The 23,227-nt window shown below is 62.8% G+C and carries 15 protein-coding genes; 7 read left to right on the forward strand and 8 right to left on the reverse strand.

Going from position 1 to position 23,227, the window contains the following annotated elements; all coding sequences use genetic code 11:
* Window positions 1–42: 42 nt before the first annotated feature.
* The 5 genes from AC1RRC_RS06785 to wrbA are packed head-to-tail and all read right to left on the reverse strand — an operon-like array spanning window position 43 to window position 5,552.
* Window positions 43–2,631 (reverse strand): FtsX-like permease family protein, encoded by a 2,589-nt coding sequence (locus AC1RRC_RS06785; RefSeq protein WP_493054497.1) that lies wholly within the window; start codon window positions 2,629–2,631, stop codon window positions 43–45.
* On the reverse strand, window positions 2,631–3,098 hold the full coding sequence (locus AC1RRC_RS06790) for a DUF4124 domain-containing protein (protein WP_493054498.1): 468 nt from the start codon (window positions 3,096–3,098) through the stop codon (window positions 2,631–2,633). Before AC1RRC_RS06790 ends, AC1RRC_RS06785 begins: the two co-directional genes overlap by 1 nt.
* Window positions 3,095–4,531 (reverse strand): FAD-binding oxidoreductase, encoded by a 1,437-nt coding sequence (locus AC1RRC_RS06795; protein ID WP_493054499.1) that lies wholly within the window; start codon window positions 4,529–4,531, stop codon window positions 3,095–3,097. The genes AC1RRC_RS06790 and AC1RRC_RS06795 overlap by 4 nt, the downstream gene beginning before the upstream one ends.
* Window positions 4,528–4,944, reverse strand: a complete 417-nt coding sequence (locus AC1RRC_RS06800; protein ID WP_493054500.1) for a DUF2069 domain-containing protein — start codon at window positions 4,942–4,944, stop codon at window positions 4,528–4,530. Before AC1RRC_RS06800 ends, AC1RRC_RS06795 begins: the two co-directional genes overlap by 4 nt.
* Window positions 4,941–5,552, reverse strand: coding sequence for an NAD(P)H:quinone oxidoreductase (gene wrbA, locus AC1RRC_RS06805; protein ID WP_493054501.1), 612 nt, complete (start codon window positions 5,550–5,552; stop codon window positions 4,941–4,943). The genes AC1RRC_RS06800 and wrbA overlap by 4 nt, the downstream gene beginning before the upstream one ends.
* Window positions 5,553–5,836: 284 nt before the next feature.
* On the opposite strand from wrbA, the gene AC1RRC_RS06810 reads away from it, so the two are divergent.
* From AC1RRC_RS06810 to AC1RRC_RS06825, 4 genes are all read left to right on the forward strand, one after another.
* Complete coding sequence (locus AC1RRC_RS06810) at window positions 5,837–6,874, forward strand: glycoside hydrolase family 43 protein (protein WP_493054502.1); 1,038 nt, start codon at window positions 5,837–5,839, stop codon at window positions 6,872–6,874.
* A 392-nt stretch (window positions 6,875–7,266) separates the two neighbouring features.
* A complete protein-coding gene (locus AC1RRC_RS06815; RefSeq protein WP_493054503.1) occupies window positions 7,267–12,258 on the forward strand; it encodes an OmpL47-type beta-barrel domain-containing protein in 4,992 nt (1,663 codons plus the stop codon).
* Between the two features lie 12 nt (window positions 12,259–12,270).
* Entirely contained in the window at window positions 12,271–13,674 is a 1,404-nt protein-coding gene (locus tag AC1RRC_RS06820) for an alpha-L-fucosidase (protein ID WP_493054504.1), read from the forward strand.
* A 232-nt stretch (window positions 13,675–13,906) separates the two neighbouring features.
* Entirely contained in the window at window positions 13,907–15,292 is a 1,386-nt protein-coding gene (locus AC1RRC_RS06825; RefSeq protein ID WP_493054505.1) for a YihY family inner membrane protein, read from the forward strand.
* Between the two features lie 128 nt (window positions 15,293–15,420).
* Here the strand turns inward: AC1RRC_RS06825 and AC1RRC_RS06830 are convergent, their stop codons facing one another.
* Together AC1RRC_RS06830 and AC1RRC_RS06835 are read right to left on the reverse strand one after the other, a co-directional pair.
* Window positions 15,421–16,221, reverse strand: a complete 801-nt coding sequence (locus tag AC1RRC_RS06830; RefSeq protein WP_493054506.1) for an alpha/beta fold hydrolase — start codon at window positions 16,219–16,221, stop codon at window positions 15,421–15,423.
* A gap of 3 nt (window positions 16,222–16,224) precedes the next feature.
* On the reverse strand, window positions 16,225–17,547 hold the full coding sequence (locus AC1RRC_RS06835) for an O-acetylhomoserine aminocarboxypropyltransferase (protein WP_493054507.1): 1,323 nt from the start codon (window positions 17,545–17,547) through the stop codon (window positions 16,225–16,227).
* A gap of 194 nt (window positions 17,548–17,741) precedes the next feature.
* On the opposite strand from AC1RRC_RS06835, the gene AC1RRC_RS06840 reads away from it, so the two are divergent.
* Window positions 17,742–18,197 (forward strand): CBS domain-containing protein, encoded by a 456-nt coding sequence (locus tag AC1RRC_RS06840; protein WP_493054508.1) that lies wholly within the window; start codon window positions 17,742–17,744, stop codon window positions 18,195–18,197.
* Between the two features lie 70 nt (window positions 18,198–18,267).
* Here AC1RRC_RS06840 and AC1RRC_RS06845 read toward each other — a convergent pair whose 3' ends face one another.
* A complete protein-coding gene (locus tag AC1RRC_RS06845; RefSeq protein WP_493054509.1) occupies window positions 18,268–20,529 on the reverse strand; it encodes a putative bifunctional diguanylate cyclase/phosphodiesterase in 2,262 nt (753 codons plus the stop codon).
* Between the two features lie 316 nt (window positions 20,530–20,845).
* Here AC1RRC_RS06845 and aroC point away from each other — a divergent pair, with 316 nt between their 5' ends.
* Window positions 20,846–21,949 (forward strand): chorismate synthase, encoded by a 1,104-nt coding sequence (gene aroC / locus AC1RRC_RS06850; protein ID WP_493054510.1) that lies wholly within the window; start codon window positions 20,846–20,848, stop codon window positions 21,947–21,949.
* An 86-nt stretch (window positions 21,950–22,035) separates the two neighbouring features.
* The gene (locus AC1RRC_RS06855) at window positions 22,036–23,226 is read left to right on the forward strand and encodes an MFS transporter (protein ID WP_493054511.1); all 1,191 of its coding nucleotides are present in this window, start codon (window positions 22,036–22,038) and stop codon (window positions 23,224–23,226) included.
* The last annotated feature ends 1 nt before the right edge of the window (window position 23,227 follow it).

Here is a 23,227-nt window from a genome sequence, read left to right on the forward strand (position 1 = left end):
GCGGGTGTGGCCGGTGGGTGGGCAGTGTGTGACGATGCGGCATTACCAGTCCTCCCTGACCGCGCGGATCGGTTCCCCGGACAGCGCGCGCCGCCCCGAAGCCAGCGCCGTCAGCGCCGATGCGGCCAGCAGCGCCGCCGCCACGGTACCCAGCAGCGGCCATGGCAGGTGCAATTGCATGGTCCAGTGGAACGATTGCGGGTTGACGATAAATACCAGCACCAGGCTGATGACCCAGCCCAGTACGGCCCCGGTGGCAATGCCCAGTCCCGTCAAGGCGCCTCCCTCGACGGCGAGGATGGCGAGAATCTGGCGGCGCGTGACGCCGAGATGGCGCAGCATGCCGAATTCACGGGAGCGCGCCAGCGTTTGCGCGGAAAACGTGGCGGCCACGCCGACCAGGCCGATGACGATGGCGATCCCTTCCAGCAAATACGTGATGGCGAAGCTGCGGTCGAACATTTTCATGCTGAGGGTGCGGATTTCCGATAGTTCGTTGAGTTCCAGCGCGGCGCCGAACGGCAGCGCCTTCAGGGCCTGTTTTAAGTCGTCCATGCGGGCGCCGCCGGCCAGCCACAGCGCCACGTTATTGATATCGACGTCACCGGTCAGCGCCTGGTAATCGCCAAGCCGGATTTGCACGGCACCATGGGTGCGCGCATAGTCGCGCCAGATGCCGGCCACGAAAAAATCGCGCGGTATGCCGGCCAGCGGCAAGCTCAGGGTGGCGCCGGGCCGCACGTTATACAAGTCCGCCATCGGTTCCGATACCCAGACCGGCATGCGGCCCGCCGGCACGGGCAGCGAAGGACCGGCCATGGCCAGCACGGATTCCGGCCGGGCGGCATCGACATTGCGGGCCATCAGCAGCACTGGCGGACGGGCCGGATCCAGCTGCAAGGGTTTGGCGCGCAGGAAATCCGCCTTGGCGATGCCGGGCAGCGCCTGCATCAGCCGCTGTTCGTCCGGCGTCAGTCCGGCCGTGCCGCCGCCGCTGGCGCTGCTGGCATACAGGTCGGCCGGCAGCACGTCGAGCAACCATTGATCGACCGAGACCCGGAAACTGGCCACCATGATCGCCATGGCCACCATCAGGCTGAAACTCGACAGCACACCGCCCAGCGCCATGCCGGCCTGCCCCGGCGCATTGGCCAGCCGCGCCAGGGTCAGCGCGGCGACCGGCGAGGCCTTATCCTGGCTGCCCGGTCCCTGCTGCCACAGTGCCGACAGGCGGCGGAACACCAGGCCCGCCAGCCGCGGCATCAGGGCAATCGCGCCGACCAGCATCAGCGCGATCGACAGGTAGCCGAAAATCGGCAATTCCCACAACGGCGGCAATTGCGACAACAGCGCCGCCAGCGCCAGGCAGGCCAGTCCGGGCCAGGCGGGGGCAAAGCGCGCCAGCGCGGCTTCTTCCGCGCCGGCCTTGAGGGCGATGGCGGGGCGGGCGCGCGCCGCTTCCAGCGCCGGCACGGCGCTGCCCAGCACCGACACGCCGACACCCAGCGCGAAATACACCAGCGCCGCCACCGGCGTGAAGCGCACTTCCGGCTGCCCGCCGGAAAACAGCCCGGCACCGAGGTCGCCGCCAAACACTTGCAGTGCCCCGGCGGCCAGCAGGTAGCCGGCCACCATGCCGAGCACGCTGCCGATCACGCCCAGCGACAAGCCCTCCAGCATCACCTGGCGCAGTAACTGGCCCCGCTCCAGGCCCAGCACGCGCAACAGGGCAAACTGGCTGCGGCGCCGGATCACGGCCAGGGCCTGGGTGGAAAACACCAGGAAGGCGCCGGTAAACAACGCCACCAGCGCCAGCACCGACAGGTTGACGCGGTAGGCGCGGCTCATATTGTCGTTGCGGCTGTTCTGGTCGTCGTCATTCGGGCTGCCGACATGGAAACGGCCCGGATAATCGCGCTGGAGGTCGCGCGCCAGCGTGTCCTTGAAAGCGGCGCGGTCCACGCCTTCCTTCAGCTTGAGGTCGATCCGGGTCAGCTTGCCAAGCCGGTTAAAGCGCCATTGCGCGGTGCCAAGGTCCATCACGCCCAGCCGCTGGCCGGTGCGGGCCCGCGCCAGGGGGCCTGCCACCCGCAGCGCCAGTGCCTGGGTGCCGGCGCGCAGGGTCACGCTGCCGCCGGGCGGTGCATTGAGCCAGGTTTGCGCGGCGGCCGATAAAAACACGGTATCGTCGGCCAGCGCATCCATTGGATGGTCTTCGGCGGGAATCCCCATCAAGTCCGGCGTGATGGCGCCGGCGCGGAACATGTCGATGCCGAGGATTTCCAGCGGGGTGCGCTGGTTCGGGACGGAGGCGTGGATTTGCAGCACCGGCGACGCCACGGCCACGCCGTCGCGCTGCGCCAGCAAGGGATACACCTGTTCGTCGAACATGCTTTCCGTGCCGCTGACCTGGACGTCGGCCTGGCCGGACAGGCTTTTCACGGCGGACGAGAATTCATTGAAGGCGGCGGCATTGATCAGGTGGATAGCAAAGCCCAGCGATACGCCGATCGCGATGGCCAGGATCGCGGACAATGCCCGCACCGGGTGCGAACGCCATTCGCCAAACAGCAGCCAGCCGGCCAGGCGCCGGCGCTGCACGCCGCCGCGTGGTTCGCGGGCAGGCGCCATCAGCCGGGGCACTCCAGCGCCAGCCGGTCGGCGGCGCGCTGGGCCTTGGTTTTGGCGCGGTCCAGGTTTTGCACCACGGCCCCGCGCACGTCTTCATCGGCCCATTTCTTTTCCAGCCGCAGCCGCGCGCATTGCTTGTTGCGCGCCTGCGCGGCGCGCGCGGCCTGTTGCTGCGCGCGGTCATCGGCGGCTTCGCGCTTGTGGCGCTCGCGCTCGAGCGTGTTGGCTTCCTTGCGCATGCGCTTTAACTCCGCCGCCGATTCCGGGTTGGCGGCGGGCGCTTCCGGCACGGCGATCACGGCTGCCGTGCCGCTCTGGCAAGGCTGCTCCGTGTAGGTGACCTTGCCATCCACCGTGCATTTGTGCACGGTTTGCGCGTGGCTGGCCGGGGATGGCAGCCATGCGGTCAGGAGGATCAACAATGAGGCGGGCAACATGGCCGATCGCGGCAGGCGCAGGGTATTCACAGGATTTTCCCCGGATTCATGATGTTGTGCGGGTCGAGCGCCTGCTTGATGGCGCGCATCAGTTGCAGTTCCAGCGGCGATTTATAGCGCGCCAGTTCATCGCGCTTCAACGCGCCGATCCCGTGTTCGGCCGAGATCGAACCATCGAAATGGTCGACCGCGTCATGCACAACGCGGTTGACTTCGGCCTGGTTGGCCAGGAACGCTTCGTGGCCGATGCCGTCCGGCGGCGCCACATTGAAATGCAGGTTGCCGTCGCCCAGGTGGCCGAAGCACACCAGCTGGCAGCCGGGGAACGCGCGCTGCAATTGCGGCGCCGTCTGCGCAATAAAGGCGGGGATGGACGACACCTGCAGGGAGATATCGTGCTTGATATTCTTGCCGGCCTTGGCTTGCGCCAGCGGGATATGTTCGCGCAATTGCCACAGCGCCTGCGATTGCGCGATCGACGACGCCACCACGGCGTCATGAATGATGTGGCGTTCCAAGGCTGCGCCGATGGTCTGCTCCAGCAGCGCCACCGCGTGGGCCTCGGATTCGCTGCTCGACAGTTCCAGCAAGACGAACTGCGGATGCGCCGCGGTAAACGGCTGCGGCAACTGGGGGAAGTGGGTGCGCACCAGGTGCAGGCAAAACGCCGACATCAGTTCAAAACCCGTCAGGCTGGCGCTTGCGCGGTCTTGCGCCAGCTTCAGCAGGTCCAGCGCGGACTCCGGGGAGGGCAGGGCGGCCAGCGCCGTAATGCAGGCTTTGGGCTGCGGATACAGTTTCAAGACCGCGCCGGTGATGATGCCCAGCGTGCCTTCGGCGCCGATATACAGGTCGCGCAAGTCGTAGCCGGTATTATCCTTGCGCAGCGCGCGCAGCCCATTCCACACGTCGCCCTGGGGCGTGACCACTTCCAGGCCCAGGCACAGTTCGCGCATGTTCCCGTAGCGCAGCACGGCGGTGCCGCCCGCATTGGTGGCCAGGTTGCCGCCGATGGTGCAACTGCCTTCGGCCGCCAGCGACAGCGGGAACAAACAGCCATGCTCCTGCGCGGCTTGCTGCACCGCTTGCAGGATACAGCCGGCATCGACCGTCATGGTGCGATTAAAGGGATCGACCTGGCGGATGCGGTCCAGCCGCGCCAGCGACAATACGATGGCCGTGCCGGTATCATCGGGCACGCTGCCCAGCACCAGCCCGGTCTTGCCGCCCTGCGGCACCACGGGTACACGCCATTGGGCGCAGGCGCGCACGGTGTCGGCGACTTGTTCCACCGTCCCGGGACGCAGCACGGCCAGCGCGCTGCCGGTAAAGCGGCCGCGCCAGTCCGTCAGATAGGGCGCCATTTCGCCGGCATGCGTCAACACATACTGGTCGCCCAGCAAGGTGCGGCAGTGCGCCAGGAAGGCGTTCGCGGAAGCGGTGGACAGGGCGGTGGTCATCATTTGGCCGTGGTGTTGACCTTCTCCAGCAAATCCTTGGCGATCTTGCGGGCCGCCTGTTTATAAGGGCGCACATACATGACGGCGCAAATGAAATACACCACGACGATCGCGGCTTCGCCCCAGCCCAGCCAGGCGGAAGTGGCGCCGAGGTCGCTCCAGCCGCGCACCACGCCTTCGGTGAAGTACAACAACACCATCATCGAAGTCCACTGCAGGGTGTAAATGTCGCGCTTGATGATGCCGGCCAGCGGGAACAGCAGCGGCGCGGCCTTCAGCGCCAGCCACGAACCGCCCGGTTTCAGCGGCGCCAGCACGGTTTCCCACGCGATGCACCACAGGATCAGCAAGCCCATGCTGGCCACCGCGCCGATATGGAAGAATTTTTGTTTGTTGTCGATCATGGGACTGTTCATGTTGGGCTCCGCAACTTCCAGGCGGTTTCCGCCAGCCTTTTTCCTTGTGCCACCGCCAGCTTTTTCTCATCATCCGTCAGCGGCAGCTTGCCGTCCAGTCCCGCCCAATGCGTGGCGCCGTACGGCGATCCGCCGCTGGAGGTGGTCATCAGTTCGGGATTGGTATAGGGCAAGCCCATCACCATCATGCCATGGTGCAGCAGGGGTATCATCATGGTCAGCAAGGTCGATTCCTGGCCGCCGTGCAGGCTACCGGTCGAGGTGAAGACACAGGCGGGTTTGCCCGCCAGGGTGCCGGACACCCATTCGGCCGAGGTGCCATCCCAGAAATACTTCATGGCCGACGCCATGTTGCCGAATCGGGTAGGCGAGCCCAGCGCCAGTGCCGCGCAGTCACGCAAATCGTCGAGTTCCACGTACGGGGCGCCCTGGTCCGGCACATTGGACGCGGTGGCTTCGGCCACGCTGGACACGGCCGGCACGGTGCGCAGCCGCGCTTCGCAGCCGGGCACGCTGTCGATGCCCTGGCCGATCAGCTCGGCCAGGCGGCGCGTTGCGCCATGGCGTGAGTAATATAAGACAAGAATGATAAGGTCTGGGGTGGTCATTGCATTATTGTATGTTAATCCGGGGCATGGAGCCTATAGTGGCGGGCTGCGCTCTGGACGTCTGTTATCTGCTTTTCACATAGTTCATCCGCAAAACCGCATAGCTCGGCGCTATCATGTACCCATAGAATCGGGCGCTACTCCCGCGCCAGTCCATGCCGCCGTGCCGCTGTCAGAATCCATGAGCACCATGTTCAAACACTGGCGATTGGCTATGCCGCTGCGCCAGGCTGCGCGGCCATGCAACCTTAATCGCTGGCAGGGATGCCAGGTCACGCACAACCATGATTTCCAAGCACATACACTTCATCGCCGGGCTCGCCATCGCCGGCATTATCGCCGCCGCGGGACTGGTGTCGCCGGCGGCGGCCGCATCGCCGGCCTACCAGGACTACCTGCTGGTGCACTTCACAGGGGAGGGGCCCGATGGCGAGCAACTGTATTTCTCGGTCAGTCCGGACGGCTACCGCTGGACCGACCTGAATGGCGGCCGTCCGGTACTGCGCTCGGCCCTGGGAGAGAAGGGCTTGCGCGACCCCGCCATTGTGCGCGCGGCCACAGGCGGAAAATTTTATATCCTGGCGACCGACCTGCGGATAGAAAGCGGCAAGGGCTGGGATGTGGCGATGCATAAAGGCAGCACCTCGATGGTGGTGTTCGAATCGGACGACTTGCTGAACTGGTCGGCGCCCCGGCTGGTGAACATTGCCGGCGATATTCCCGATGCCGGCTGCATGTGGGCGCCGGAAGCCATCTACGATGAAGCGGCGGGCGACTATATCGTGTATTGGACCACCATCAGCCCGAAGGATGGCATCACCAAGCCGCGTATTTATTATTCCCGCACCAGGGATTTCGTCAGTTTTACGCCGTCGCGGTTGTATATCGACCGGCCCGGCACGGTCGGCCTGCTCGACACGCAAATCGTCAAGGTGGATGAACCAGGAACGCCGTACCGCTATTACCGTGCTTCCGGCGACGGCCAGATCACGCTGGAAGGGGCCAACGAGATCCTGGGCGAGTGGCGCCGGATTGGCGACCTGCGGGCGGTGGGGCTGAGCGGCAAGGATGTCGAGGGTCCGATATTGTTCCGCATAACCCAGACCGGTGAATGGGGTCTGTGGGTCGACCAGTATGCGAAAAACCGTGGCTACCTGGCCCTGGCGTCGCGCGATCTGTCCAGGGCGGAGAACTTCAAGGTTGTCGACCCGGCGCGTATTTCGTTTGGCGCCGGCAAAAAGCGGCACGGTTCCATCCTCAACATTAGCGCCGGTGAATACCGGGCGCTGCAGGCCAAATGGGCGGGCAGGCCGCTGAACTGAGGCGAGTTACTTCCCGTCAGCTGCCAGCGGCATTTACCGGGCCGCCACCGGCCGTCCTGTCAAGGCGGATTAACCGCGCCAGCGCAAGAGTCCGCCCTCAAAAATCTGTAGACATGCATCTGGCAATGCTTTAGGATTTGATATCGATAACACGCTGCTGTCGCAAAACAGCACCGGCGAGGGCGGCTTAAAGCCGACCCGCCGCCCGCAGCACCAGAGCACGTACTCTTGTGCTTATTTTTTTGGGCAGTGCTGTATGTTATATATAAGATACAAAAATTGGCCGGCGCGATTTTAAGCGTGTTTTTTTGAACATGATTGTCTTTTAAATATAAAAGTCCGCGTGGCGCCAGTGGTAGTCACATAAGGCTTCATAAAATGGAGGGGAAAAAATGAAAAAGCACAAATTAGACTTGCCGTTAAAGCGCCTGGCCGCGCTGATCGTTTCAGCGGGCATCGCCACGGCGCTGTTGCCACTGCCGATGCAAACCGCCCAGGCGGCCGACAGCATACAAACGCTGGCCACCAGTTACCTGCCGGCGCTCAGCGAACGGGTCGACGCCAGCGGCTTCCGCCATCCCGGCATCAATGTCACCAAGGGCGTCCTCGAGAACATGCGGACCCAGGTGCGGGCCCAAAAGGAACCCTGGACCACCTATTTCAACAACATGCTGTATTCCAGCGCCGCGTCGAAGACGCCGTCGATCAAGAACGTCAATGCCAGCGACGCCTCGAAGCCGCGTTACTTCGGCATCAGTGCGCAGGGGATTGAAGCGCTGTTCATCTCTGATGCGCGGACGGCCTACACGCAGGCCTTGCTGTATTACGTGACCGGCGACGCGACCTACCGCTATAACGCCATGCGCATCATCCGCCTGTACGCGCAGATGGACCCGGCGCAGTATGTGCATTACGTCGATTCCCACATTCACACAGGCATTCCTCTCAGCTGGATGACCAGCGCGGCGGAAATCCTGCGCTACTCCAGCACCACCGACCCGGCGCTGGAATGGACCGATGCCGACACCGCCAGTTTCACCACTAACCTGGTGCTGCCGGTCGTCCAGACGTTCAATAGCTGCAATTGCCGGTTCATGAACCAGCACCTGTACACGACGATCGGGGCGATGTCAGGGTATATATTTGCCGAAGACCGGGAAAAGTATAACGAGACCGTCGAATGGTTTACCGTTAACAAGGATGCGGTGGACCAGGGCCAGAACGGCGCCATCCAGCAATTGTTCCGCCTGGTGACGAAAAACGACTTGACCGGCGAGGACGTGCCGCCGGTGGTGCAGCACGTGGAAATGGGCCGCGACCAGGCGCACGGTGCCGGCGACATCACCAATGCGGCCATCCTGGCGCGCATGATGATGGGGCAGGGCACCAAGGTCGATCCGGTGCTGGGCACGGTGTCGACGGAAGCGAACGCGGTCGGTCCGTATGAATTCCTCAACGACCGCATCCTCGATGCGGCGGAAAATTTCGGTTCCTATATGACGGGCTATGACATCCCGTGGGTGCCGACCGCGTCGCATACCGATGCCGCCGGCAATCCCACCGTCGTGTACCGCTTCATCTCGGGCAACTATCGCGGCAGGACCGGGTCGAATACCTGGGAACCGTACTACTACTACCAATATGTGCGCGGTGTCGACATGGCGCAGCGCGCCCCGAACTTCACCAAGTTCTTCACCAAGCGCTCCTCCTATAACTGGGACAGCGCCGATGGCGGCGGCGACTTCTGGCTGTTTATCCCGAAGGAGGCCGCCGAGCTGGAGGGCGCCAGGAACCTGGTCAAGCCGATCTCCGATCCGTATCGCGAAGCAGAAGACCGTTTCACGGCGTTGGACGGCAATTCGGTCGCCGCGAAGGACGATACCGGTTCCCATGTCGCGGTGACCGCGACGTCGGCAGGCAGCAAGCTGGTGATTTTCGGTTATGGCTATGGCGCGACGAACTATGGCATCCGCGTCCGCACCAACGGCACGGCCTCGATGGACATTTACGGCACCGTGTACCCGCTGCCGGATACCAAAGGGCAGTGGCGCTATGTGATCATCCCTGGCGGTGTCAATGACTTCCTGCCGCTGGCGATCACCGGCAATGGCACCAAGGTCGACATCGACCATCTGCATATCCAGTCCAGCACCGCGCTGACACCGCCCGCGTTTACGGCTGGCAATGCCGATCTGGCCCTGTACAGCTATGCGGGCACCTCGCTGACGACCACGCTGAGCTTCGCGGCGACGGACGCCAATGCCAGCGATGTGCTCACCTACCAGGCGGACAACCTGCCGCAGGGTGCCTCGCTCAACACCAGTACCGGGGCGTTTTCCTGGAAGCCGTCGGTCGCCGGCACCTATACCTTCCTCATCGGCGTCTCGGACGGCACCGCTGTCTCCATGAAGCGCGTCACTGTCGTCGTCAGCACCGACCGGCAGGCGGCGGTCGACCTGGCGGCGGCCGCGTACAATCCGAACACGCCGTACGTCGTATCGTCCGTCCCGCCCTACAACGCCGCGTATGCGGACATCGTGAGCGTGATCGGCAGCGCAAGCGACGACGTCTTCTTCCAGAAGCTGGCGGCATTGCGCACGGCGGTCGCGGGGCTGCAGGAATTAACGCCGGTGCTGAGCGATGGAAGCATCGATTTTGCCAAGCTGCTTTACGCGTCGAACATGGGCGCCGACGCCAGGTTCTATGTCGATAACAATCCCGGTTCGTCGGTCAATTTCGGCTACGCGAAGAATGGCGCCATCACCATGGACTTCGGTCCGAGCTTCAAGGTGTCGCCCAATCTGTTTCAGCTGCAGGCGGTACAGACCTTCCCCGAGCGTGGCGGCGGTATCGCCATCTACGGCTCAAACGACAGCGAGAACTGGACCCGTTTGACTCCCGGCCTGTCCACCGTGGTGGACGAGATGCAGACGCTGGAAGTGCAGGAGGACTTGAAGAACAGGCGCTGGCGCTTCATCCGGATACAGGTGCTCGAACCGACCAGCCCGCTGCTCCAGTTGGGCGAATTCAGGATCTACGGCGCGCGCCACGAGACGGTCAACAAGATCAAGGCGCTCTCGATCAGCTCGGCGCAAGCGCTGCGCAACCGCGTCATCGCGGGCGATACCGTCAAACTGTCGTTCGTGACGACGGAGCCGGTCAACAGCGTGGCGGCCACGATTCAAGGGATCCCGGCCACCATCGCCACCACCGACAACCTGAACTGGACGGCGTCGGCGATCGTCAGCGGCGCCACTGCGCCGGGCGCCGTGAAATTCCTCGTCAACTACAAGACGGACGGCGGCCTGGATGCGGAACCGACCTTCCTGACCACCGACGCCACCGGCTTGTTCATTTCCGACCAGACCAATTACCTCGGCAATCTGCTCGCCATCACGACCGTGACCGATTCCTCCGGCAGGAACACCAGCGATGCGCTGACAACGGTCAACAAGTTGTTCGACAAAAACCTGGGCTCGGCCACCGACTACCGCGTCAATGGCAGCGGCTACGGCGGATGGGTCGAGTTCGACTTCCGCGGCGGAGGCGCGGCCAAGCTGTCCAGGGCGGAAATTATCGGCAACCAGGACCAGTACTACACCCGTGTTGGCGGCACCGTGATCCAGGGCTCCAACGACAAAGCGGCCTGGACCACGATTTCCAACGGCGCCGGCGCCACCATGGACTGGCAGACCCTGAACATCACCGATCCGACGCCTTACCGTTACATCCGTGTCTTCAACGGCAACAACTGGTATGGCACGATGACCGAGCTGCGGCTGTATGGCGTGGCGGAATCGACCAATATGATCGCATCGGCCTCGATCAGCTCGGCGCAGGCCCTGCGCACCCGGATCGTGCCCGGCAACACCGTCAAGCTGACCTTCACCGCCAAGGAGGCCATCAACAACGTCACCGCCACGATCCAGGGGACTGCCGCCACGGTCACCACCACGGACAACATCAACTTCACCGCCACGGCGACCCTGCCCCAGGGTGTCACGGCCGGCGCGGTGAACTTCGCCGTCCATTACAAGACCCAGGCAGGCAAGGATGGCTACCCGGGTAACGTGACCACGGACGGCACGTCGCTGAACCTGGTCGACGAGTCGGATACGATCAAAAACGTCAGCACCATCGCCACGCTGATCGACTCAACGACCAATCGCCCGGCGGCGTCCACGCTGGGCTATGTGAACAGTCTGTTCGATGGCAACCTGGGCTCCGGCTCCGATTTCCGCAACGGCACCAGTTCCGGCTATGGCGCCTACATTGAATTTGACTTCAAGGCCGGCAACCAGGTGACCCTGAGCAGCGTGGAACTGGTGGGCAGCCAGGACCAGTATTCCAGCCGCATGGCCGGCGCCGTGATCCAGGGTTCCAATGACAATACCAACTGGACCAACCTGACCGCGTCGGCGGTGAATTCGCAGGATTGGCAGACGCTGAAAGTCACCAGCCCGGCGCCATACCGCTACCTGCGTATCTATAACGGCAACAACTGGTTCGGCACCATGAAGGAAGTGCGCTTCCACGGTTCGGTGCATGGCGCCGATACCACAGCGCCGGCCACCACCGACAACGCGCCGCAAGGCTGGGTCAATACCGACCGCATGGTGACCTTGACGCCGGTTGATGACGGCTCGGGCATCCAGGCGACCTATTACAAGGCCGACGGCAGCGCCCAGCAGACCGGCAAGGCGGTCCTGTTCAGCACGGAAGGCAACCATTCGCTGGTGTACTGGAGCGTGGACTGGGCCGGCAATATCGAGGCGCAGCGCAGCGTGTCCGTGAAGATCGACAAGACGGCGCCCGCCACCACCGCCAGCACCAGCCCGGTCTTGCCGGCCAGCGGCTGGTACAGCGGCGACGTGACGGTGAACATGGCCGCCGCGGATGCCGGTTCCGGCAACGCGACGACGTATTACACGCTCAATGGCGGTGCCCAACAGACGGGCGGTGCGGTGACCTTGAGCGCCAAGGGGACGCATAACCTGGTGTACTGGAGCGTGGACCAGGCTGGCAACGTCGAACCGTCGCGCGCGCTGTTACTGAATGTCGGGCCGATCGACATGACGGCCAGCGTGCAGATGACGCAGGTGGGCGCGACCCTGAACCGTGCCACCGGCAAGTATGTCGGCAGCGTCAGGATCACCAACTCGACCGGCTCGACGCTGAACGGCCCCCTGCAACTCAGGCTGGGCAACATGGCCGGCGGTCTCGTGCTGGACAACGCCACGGGAACGGATGCCAGTGGCGCACCTTATGTCTCGCTGGCCGGCGGACTCGCCCCGGGTGTGGCGGTGACCGTGAACCTGACGTTCTCGAACCCGAACCGGGCCGTCATCGCTTACACGCCGCAGCTGTTGCGCGGCTCCTTATAAGGAAGATCCATCGTGCATAACGATATCAAGACCAAGACCGCTACTTTCCTGGGCCGTGCCGCGCTGGCCCTGGCGCTGGCGGCGGGCTGCGGCCTGGCGTCGGCCCAGAACATGGTGCAAGACATGGCCAGCACACAGCCGGCCGCCGCCGGCCAGGCTTCCCGCACCGAATGGTGGCGCGAAGCCCGCTTTGGCATGTTCATCCATTGGGGGCTGTATTCGATCCCCGGCCGCGGTGAATGGGTCCAGTGGAACGAGCAGATTCCCAACAATGAATACGCCAGGCTGGCCGGCCAGTTCAACCCCAGGGGGTTTAATCCCGATACCTGGGCCGAATTGGCAAAGGCGGCCGGGATGAAATATACGGTGCTGACGGCGCGCCACCATGATGGCTTCGCGCTCTTCGATGACGGCGCCAATCCTTACACCAGCGTCAATGCCGCCGCGCACCGCGATTTCGTCGCCGACTATGTGAAATCGGTGCGCAAATCAGGGCTGGGCGTGGGTTTGTACTACTCGCCGATGGATTGGCGCTTCCCCGGTTACATCTTCCCCGACCTGCAGCGCGAGAGCGCGGAAGCGATGCGCGCGCAATACCATCGTCAGATGGAACAACTGCTGTCCAACTACGGGAAAATTGACGTGCTGTGGTTCGATGGCGGCGAAACCGACTGGCTCAATTTCGGCGGCGAGTGGAAGGGCGCGGCATGGAGCAAGCGTCCGGATGGCCAGCACTACACCGGGAGCTTCAGCTGGCAGCACGACAAGGTCCACACCATGCTGCGCCGCTTGCAGCCGGAAGTCGTCATCAACGGCCGCGCCGATATGGACGAGGATTTCCGCTCGCGTGAAGGCGAGGGGGCGCTCGGCGACTTCGACAACCAGCATCCGTGGGAGCTGTGCACGACGCTTGCCGGCGCGTGGGGCTACCAAGCCGGCAAATTGCCGCAACCGCTGGATCACTACATCCGCCTGCTGGTGAACGTGGTGGGCCGCGATGGCAACCTGCTGCTGAACGTTGGTCCACGTCCCGATGGACAGATCGATCCGCCCCAGGCGGAACGCTTGCGGGAAATCGGCGCATGGCTGGCCAAATACGGCCAGAGCATCTACGCGACCCGGGGCGGCCCGTTCCTGCCCGGAGAGTACGGTGCATCGACGCACCGTGACAGGACGATTTACGTCCACGTACTGAAGTGGCCCGGCGACAAGCTGGTGCTGCCGGCGATCCCCGCCAAAGTCTTGCGCGCGCAGACACTCGGAGGTGGCAAGGCAGGCTTCGTCCAGACCGCGCGCGGCATCGAATTATCGGTACCGCCCGCGGCACGCGATAAGATGGATACCATCGTCGCCCTGGAGCTGGACGTGCCGGCCAGTGGTATCAAACCGGTCAAGGCTTTGACTACGCGGAATTGAACCGTGGCCCTGCATCGCGGGTGATCCTCGATTGCAGAGCTGGTCGCTGGTCTGGGGGATCGCATCGGCACCGTGTATCACCTCACCGCCACGCGCCTGACCGTTGTGACCGGGGCCGAACATCCGCGTAATATAGACTATTTATTTGTCTAAGTAATTGAAAATCAATGAAAAATTGCTGTTAAGCGGGGATGGCATTATTATATAGGCCACACGATTTTTAGACAGCTTCATGGTTAACAAGATGATCTCCCCGCTGATTTCCCCCCTGCTGGCGTCAGTTTCGCGCAATGTGCAGGATGGTGTCGGCGCCGTACGCTCGCTGACATGGCGGGAAATCCGCGACATGCTGCGCTTTGCCAAGCGCCGCCTGCGCGAAGAAAGCTTGCCGCAGGTGGCGGGCAGCCTGACGTTTACCACGGTGTTCGCCCTGGTGCCGCTGGTGACGATCGCCCTGGCGATTTTCACCACCTTTCCGATGTTTGCCGTGCTGCGCAAGGCGCTGGAAGCGTATTTTGTGCAAAACGTGATGCCCAAGCAGATCGCCACGCCGATCCTCAACAACGTCACCATGTTTGCCAGCAAGGCTACGCGCCTGTCCGCGGTGGGTGCGGTGGCGCTGGTGTTTACCTCGGTGGCCATGATGGGCACCATCGAAAAAGTCTTCAACCGCATCTGGCGCGTGAAGGCCGAGCGCAGCTGGACGCGCCGCATCCTGGTGTATTGGGCGCTGCTGACCCTGGGGCCGGTGCTGGTGGGGGTGTCGCTGACGATGTCGGCGGACGTGTACATGGCGACCAGCGACCTGGTCGGCGATGTGCCGATCCTGGGCGCGGTCCTGTACACATTGCTGTCGTTGACGGCCACCACGGCGGGCTTCACCCTGATGTACACGGTGGTGCCGAACCGCCATGTGGACTGGCGCGACGCGCTGTGGGGCGGGTTGCTGGCGGCGCTGTTCTTTGAACTGGCCAAGCGCGGTTTTGCGGTTTTCATTACGCAATTCCCCACGTATTCCAAGATTTACGGCGCGCTGGCCGCGCTGCCGCTGTTTTTGATCTGGATTTTCCTGTCCTGGCTGATCACCCTGATCGGCGCGCTGTTCGTCGCGGCGCTGCCGGTGGTGAAATATGAACGGTGGTGGCATGAAGCGCCGCCGGGCGGGGAATTTGTCGATGCGATGGCGTTATTGAAAGTGTTGTATGCGGCGTCACGCTATGGCGACACGGCGCTGGTCAGTACGGCGGCGATCCGTTCCTGCACGCGGATCGGCTTCGATGAACTCGATATGCTGCTGGACCGCATGGCGGCGCAGGGCTGGGTCGGCAAGGTCAAGTCGGAAGCGCCGCCACGCGTGCAGTGGGGCAAGCGGGTCAGCGAAGGGGCGGATAACTGGGTTTTGTTGGCCAATGCCGAGCGCCTGACCCTGGCCGACGTGTACCGCGTGTTCGTGTTTGGCGGCATGGCGGTCAATGCCGGCGTGGCCAATGACAGTGACGATGAAGCCGACCGCCTCGCCGCGCAGGAAGCGGCGCAACTGGCGCGGCATGTGGAAAACGCGGTGGAGCAGGGGCTGGAAGTGACGCTGGTGCAGCATTTTGAGGGTACTGCCGCCTAGCCAGCGCAGTATCGTAGGGCGGCATTTACAATGCCGCCGTGCATGCGCCGCGTTGACGCATGCACGGCGGGTTCGTGGAACCCGCCCTACGCAGCTGCGGTGTCGCTAGCTAAACAGCCCCGGGGCGCTTAGCGCAGGAAAGCGGCCAGCGCGTCCAGCACCGCATCCGGCTGTTCCTGCATCATCGAATGTCCCGCATCGACGGTGACTGTCTTCGCCTGCGGGATCGCCGCCAATAAACCCTTGGCGGACTTGGGCGACGTCATGACATCCTTTGCGCCAAACACGAACAGGGCAGGGCAAGTCAGCGATTTCGCGGCAGCTTCTCCGTTGGCATACGCATTGCACGCATAGAAATCCGTATAAAACAGCTGCTCGGGATTGAGCTGCGACATGCGCTGCATCAGCCGCCGCGCGCCGCCCATGACGGAAAAGCCGGGGCCGGGGCAGGATGGTTTTTGGGCGATCGATGCGTGACTAAAAATGTTGACCATGTCGATCGCCGCCTGCTCATTGTCGCGCGAAGTGTTCAGCAGCGCGTCGGACACCTTCATCGGGAAGGTGGCGCCCAGCAGCGCCAGTTTTGTCACGCGGTCCGGCGCCTTGTGCGCGGTTTCCAGTGCAATCAATGCGCCCATGCTGTGGCCCACCAGCGCGGCGTGCGAAACGCCTGCCGCCGCCAGCACCACCAGCATCCAGTCCGCCATCGCTTCCACCGACTGCAGCGCCGCGCCTTTGCTGCGGCCGTGGCCCGGCAAGTCCACCGCCAGCACGCTGTAGCCGTGGTGCGCCAGGTAGCGGCTTTGCAGCGCCCACACGGAGTGATCGTTTTGCGCGCCGTGGATGAACACGACCGTGGGTAACGAAGGATCGAATGCTTTGCCGCCTGTGTACGCATACGATGCGGCGCCATGAATATCGAAGATCATGAGTTACGCTCCCTTCTGCGCCAAGGCGGTGGCCAGTTTCAGGCCGCGCGCCAGGTCTTCCAGCAAGTCCGCCGGATCTTCCAGCCCGACCGACAGCCGCATGGTGCCTTCGGTGATGCCGGACGCCGCCAGCTGCGCGGCCGGGACACGGAAATGCGTGGTGGAAGCCGGATGGATCACCAGCGATTTCGCATCGCCGACGTTGGCCAGGTGCGAAAACACTTTCAAACTGTCGGCAAAGCGCCGGCCCGCAGCGCGGTCGCCTTTCAGGTTGAAGGAAAACACGGCGCCGCAGCCTTTCGGCAGCAGGCGTTTGGCCAGTTCATAGTCCGGGTGCGAGTCCAGTTCTGGATACGACACCGATTCCACGGCCGGATGCGCCACCAGGAATTCCACCACCTTGCGGGTATTAGCCACGTGGCGCTCCATGCGCAGGCCCAGGGTTTCGATGCCCTGCAGGATGGCAAAGGCGTTATGCGGGCTCATGGCCGCGCCGAAATCGCGCAAGCCTTCGCGCCGGGCGCGCAGGGCAAAGGGCGCGACCGTGGATTCTTCCGCAAATACCATGCCGTGGAAGCCGTCATACGGTTCGCACAGTTCGGCGAAACGGCCGGTCTGGTCGTAGGCGGCCTGCCAGTCGAACGTGCCACCATCGACCAGCAAGCCGCCGATGGCGGTGCCGTGGCCGCACAGGAACTTGGTGGCGGAGTGGAACACCAGGTCGGCGCCCAGGTCGAACGGGCGCATCAGGTACGGCGTGGTGAACGTGGCGTCCACCATCAGCGGCAAGTGGTGTGCGTGCGCCAGCGCCGAGATGGCCGGGATGTCGAGCACGTCGAGGCCGGGATTGCCCAGGGTTTCCGCGAACAGCACCTTGGTTTCCGGGCGGATCGCGGCGCGCCAGGCGTCGACGTCGCGCGGATCGACAAACGTGGTCTCGATGCCAAAGCGCTTCAGTGTATAGCTGAGCAGATTGTGCGAACCACCGTACAGCGCACGGGACGCGACGATGTGCGACCCGGCGCCTGCAATGGTCGCCAGGCCCAGGTGCATGGCGGCCTGGCCGCTGGCGGTGGCAATGCCGGCCACACCGCCTTCCAGCGCCGCGATGCGTTCTTCCAGCACGGCATTGGTGGGATTGGAAATGCGCGAATACACGTGGCCCGCGCGCTCCATATTGAACAGCGAGGCCGCGTGATCGGAATCGCGGAAAGCAAAGGACGAGGTGAAGTGAATTGGTGTGGCACGGGCGCCGGTGGCCGGATCGGGCGCGGCGCCTGCGTGTAAAGCAAGCGTATCGAAACCAGGGTATTGGGGACCGCTCATAATCGCTCTCTGGGGTGGTTGAGAAGGTTTTGGTGGCGGAATCGTACTCTGAAAATTCCACTCTGAACAACAGCATTGCAAAGAGTGAAGATTTCATTCAGTGCAATACTGGATTTTTTCCACCCCATACGTTACATTCGGTCATAAGGCTAACAAAAACAACAAAACTCAATTCACCGACAGGACGGCCCAAAATGAAAGTCTCCGAAATTCTGCAAGTCAAAGGCAATATTCTCTACACCATAACCCCGGACCAGCCGCTGGTGGAAGCCGCGAAAACCATGGCGGAAAAAGATATCGGGTCATTGGTGGTCATGGAATTCGGCGACCTGGTTGGTATGCTGACCTTCCGCGAAGTACTGAAGGCGCTGCATGAAAATGACGGCTCGGTCGGTGGCGGTACGGTGCGCAAGCATATGGAAGACCATCCGATCACCGTGACGCCGGATACCGAAGTCAATGAAGTGCGCCGCATCATGCTGGAAAAGCATGCGCGCTATTTGCCGGTCATGAATGCGAAAACCCTGCTGGGCGTGATTTCGTTCTACGACGTGGCGCGCGCCGTGCTGGAAGCGCAAAGCTTTGAAAACCGCATGCTGAAAGCCTATATCCGCGACTGGCCGGCGGAACAGGAACAGCCTGCCGATTAAATCCCGCCACGCGCCCATAAAAAAACCGCTATCACGATAGCGGTTTTTTTATGTTTGAAAACTTAAGCAGTCACGCCACGCCTTCCAGCGCATCATTACTGAGCCAGCCATTCAAGGCATCGGCCGTCATCGGGCGGGCAAACAGGAAGCCTTGCGCCAGCGGGCAGCCCAGCGATTGCAGGATTTGCGCTTGCCGTTCGTCTTCCACGCCTTCGGCAATCACGGCCAGGCCCAGGTTGCGGCCAAGCTGGATCACCATTTCCGCGATCGAGCTGCCGCGCGCGGAACCGGTGATTTCCGTCACGAAGGCGCGGTCGATTTTCAGGCGGTCGATTTGCAGCCGCTGCAAATACGACAGCGACGAGAAACCGGTGCCGAAGTCGTCGATGGCAATCGAGACGCCGGTCTGCTTGATTTGCGCCAGCATCCTGATCAGCATGTCCGGCTCTTCCATGGCCATCGATTCCGTGATTTCCAGCTCGACGAATTCCGGCGGCGCGCCCGTGTCGGCCAGCGCGCGCCGCAGCATTTCCAGGAAATACGGGTGGCGGAACTGGACTTGCGAGACGTTGATCGACATTGTGAAGTTGTCGTGGCCGGCGGCGCGCAAGCCCACCAGTTCACGGCACGCGGTGCGCATCACCCATTCGCCCATGTCGATGATCAGGCCCGAGTATTCCGCGATCGGAATGAATTTGTCCGGCGACACGAACTTGCCGTCCGCGGTTTGCCAGCGCAGCAGCGCCTCGGCGCCGACCGGCCGGCGTGTGACCAGGTCGATTTGCGGCTGGTAGACGACGAACAGCTGGTTCTGGCCAAAGGCTGTGCGCAGCGCGTGCATCATGCGCACGCGCTCGCGGATTTCCACGCCCATGCTGCGCGAATAATAGAAGTGGCCGGCGCGCTGCATGGACTTGGCGCGCTTGAGCGCGATATCGGCGTCTTTCAGCGCATCGGCGCCCGATCCCTCATGTTCGGCCAGCCGCACCAGGCCCAGTGTGGCGGACAGTTGCACGTCCTGGCCGGCAATGCTGAACGGCACCTGGAACAGGCCGAGGATGGTGGTGGGATTGACTTGCGCGGCGTCGCCCAGCACGCAGAAGATGTCGCCGCTGATGCGGGCCACCGTCAAATGCTGGCCCAGGCGCGATTGCAGGCGTTCGGCCACGGCCACCAGCAATTCGTCGCCGAACTGATGGCCCAGCGCATCATTGGTTTCCGCAAAGTGGTCGAGGTCGACCAGCGACAGGGTGGCGTCGTCCTTGCCGGGACCGGCCAGCGCCGCATCGAGGATTTCCACCAGCCGGGTCCGGTTCGGCAGCTTGGACAGCGCGTCGTAAAACGCGGCGTTATGCAGGTGCGACACCAGTTCCACGTTATCCAGGCCGACCGCCACGTTGCTGCAAAACACTTCCAGCAAGCGCTGTTCGATTTCCGTCAGCGCGCGCGTGGTATGCAGAAACGCGACAAACGCGCGGCTGGCTTTGCCCGCGAAGTACAGCGTGACCGCATCGTCGTCATAATGGTTGCGCCGTTCCGCCAGCGTGTGTTCCATCGCCGACGCAATGCGGGGCTCCGTCTCGCACGTCATTTGCGAATTGTTGTGGCGCACGTATTCACCGGCCGCGGCCATCACCACCAGTTCATGGCAACCGTTTTCCGGGCATTCCTGCACGCACAGCACGCCGTTGGTTTCCTGGCCCAGCAGGTGGGCGATTTGCGTCAGCACGCCGGCGGCAAAGTTTTGTACGCCGTGCAGCGACATCAATTCAGTGCTGGCGTGCACGATGCGGTCCAGGCCGCGCCGGCTGTCATTGATCTTGCGGATTTGCTCGTAGGAGCGGATCGCGGCGGTCACCGTGGTGAACAGCTTGATGCGGGTCAGCTCGGACTTGGTCTTGTAATCGTTGATGTCGTAATCGCGGATCGCGTCGATTTCCGGCGCATAGCCCGGCTGGCCGGTGCGCAGAATGATGCGGACATCGGCCAGTTTCAGCGTTTCCCGGATATAGCGCACCAGGTGCAGGCCGGCGTCGTCCTGTTCCATGACGACGTCCAGCAGGATGACGGCGATTTCTTCTTCATGGCGCAGCATTTCGCGCGCCTGGCCAGCCGAATACGCATGCACGAACTCGAGCGGCCGGTGCTGCATGTCCAGGTTGCCCAAGGCAAACGTGGTAGTCGAATGGACGTCCTCGTCATCGTCGATGATCATCACCCGCCAGACTTCGCGGGGAGCGTGCGTCGCCGGTGCAGCTGGATGCTCTTCTAGAAATACCAGATCGTCTTGATCGTCCTTGGCCGGGGCGTGATTCTCAAGGGATTGGGGCATGTGTCGCTTCTCCGGAGGACTCGGGTGTACTTGAATCAAGTATATAGCGAATTGTTAAAGAGAACGATCATTTCAACGTTTTCCCGTAGCCAATAAGTCGCAATTTGCAAGGTATGTCGCGCGGCGCGCCACAAATTATTTGGCGGGCAAGGCAAGTGTTAAATTTATGGTGATGTATGGAAATTTTATTTGCAATCTTAATTACTATTTGTGGCCGCTAGTTCGGTACCGATAGGAACTATTTTGGCTGGGTGGCAACGGCTTTTGCCGATGGCTGGTAAAATCGGACTTCCCCCAGTTTTTCACATCTCTCGACATGTCCGGCAATTCATTTGGCAAGCTGTTTTCAGTAAGTACTTTTGGCGAATCGCACGGAGTGGCGATTGGTTGCGTGATCGACGGCTGCCCGCCCGGCATGCCGCTGTCGGAAGCGGATATCCAGCCTGAACTGGACCGCCGCAAGCCAGGCACGTCGCGCCACGTGACGCAGCGCCAGGAACCGGACCGGGTGGAAATCCTGTCCGGCGTGTACCAGGGCGTCACCACCGGCACCCCGATTGCGCTGCTGATCCGTAACGAAGACCAGCGCAGCAAGGATTACGGCAATATCGCCGAGAGTTTCCGTCCCGGCCACGCCGATTACACCTACTGGCACAAATACGGCGTGCGCGATCCGCGCGGCGGCGGCCGTTCGTCGGCGCGCCTGACCGCGCCGATTGTCGGTGCGGCGGCGATCGCCAAGAAATGGCTGCAGCAGCAATATGGCACCGTGTTCCAGGGTTGCATGAGCCAGCTGGGTGAGATCGGCATTCCGTTTGAATCGTTCGAGCACGTGCCGAATAATCCCTTCTTTGCCGCCACGGCCGATGCGGCGCTGATCGCCCGCATGGAAAGCTACATGGATGATTTGCGCCGCGACGGCGATTCGATCGGCGCGCGCATCGACGTGGTGGCGAAGAATGTGCCGGTCGGCCTGGGCCAGCCGATTTACGACAAGCTCGATGCCGATATCGCGTATGCCATGATGGGCATTAACGCGGTCAAGGGCGTGGAAATCGGCGCCGGCTTCCAGTCGGTCTCGCAGCGCGGTTCCGAACATGGCGATGAACTGACGCCGCAAGGTTTTGTTGGCAATAATGCCGGTGGCGTGCTGGGCGGGATTTCCACCGGCCAGGACATCACGGTATCGATCGCGATCAAACCCACGTCGTCGATCCGCACGCCGCGCCGCTCGATTGACAAGGATGGCAATCCGGTGATGGTGGAAACCTTTGGCCGCCACGATCCGTGCGTCGGCATCCGCGCCACGCCGATCGCCGAAGCCATGCTGGCGCTGGTCTTGATGGACCACGCGCTGATGCACCGCGCGCAGTGCGGCGATGTGAAAGTGGCGACGCCCGATATTGCCCGCGCCGGGTAACCCGTAGGGAGGTTTTCGCAAAGCGAAAGCCGCCATGCATGCGTTCATGCGGCGGTCGATGCCGCCAGTCTGCGGGCACGGCGGCTTTGCGTTCCGCAAAACCGCCCTACGTGATCATTGCCATGCCCACCCAGTTCTTCAATTACTCCGCTTTTCTCTTCTTCTATTACGCCCACGCGGGCACGTTCTCCAGCTACGCCAGCCTGTTTTACGCGGACAAGGGCATGACCGTGGCGCAAATCGGCGTCCTGATGGCGCTGATCCAGGTGATGCGGATATTCGGTCCCAACCTGTGGGGTTGGGTGGCCGACCACAGTGAACACCGGGTGCGTGTGCTGCGCATCACGGGACTGGCCGCGCTGGCGGCGTTCTCCGGGTTTTTCATCGGTACCGAGTTTGCCCATTTCTTCGTGGCGATGGTGGTCTTGAATTTATTCACCAGCGCGCAGGGGCCCTTGTGTGAAGCGCTGATGCTGTCGGAGATGCGCGGCGACATGACGCACTACGGCCGCATCCGCCTGTGGGGCTCGATCGGTTTCATCATCATGATGATGGCGACGGCCTATGTGCTGGACTGGTTTGGCACCAGTGCGCTGCCCTGGTCGGCGGGCGCGCTGCTGCTGTGCACGTGGATGGCGGCGCTGCGCTTGCGCGATGTGCCGCGCCAGCCGCACAAGGGGGAGGCGCCGTCCTTGCTGTCCGTGCTGCGCAAGCGCGAAGTGATCGCCTTCTTTACCTCGTCGGCGTTGGCAATTGCCGCCCACATGGCGCTGTACACGTTTTATTCCTTGTACCTGGCGCGGCATGGCTACAGCAAGGCGCTGATCGGCGCCATGTGGTCGCTGGGCGTGGTGGCCGAAGTGGTGCTGTTTTATTTCCAGGGGCCGCTGCTGAAAACGTGGGGCGTGCGGCGCCTGCTGATGCTGACCTTCGTGGCCGGCACGGTGCGCTTCGCCATGATCGGCGCGGGCGCGCAATGGATCGCGGTGCTGGTGGCCGCGCAATTGCTGCATGCCGCCACGTTCGCGCTGCACCATTCGGCCAGTGTGCTGGCCATGCAGCGCTGGTTTGCCGGGCCGCTGCAGGCGCGCGGGCAGGCGCTGTATATCAGCCTGTCGTACGGCATCGGCGGATCGCTGGCTGGGGTGGCGCTGTCGCGCTGCTGGGAGCGCTTTGGCGCGGAATCGATTTACTTCGTGGCGGCGCTGTTGTGCGTGCTGGCGGGGATGGTGTCGGCGCTGTCGTTCCACTGGCAGCGCACCGACAACCCGGTGTGAA

It is taken from the genome of Pseudoduganella sp. GW821-FHT12E03, assembly GCF_058807115.1.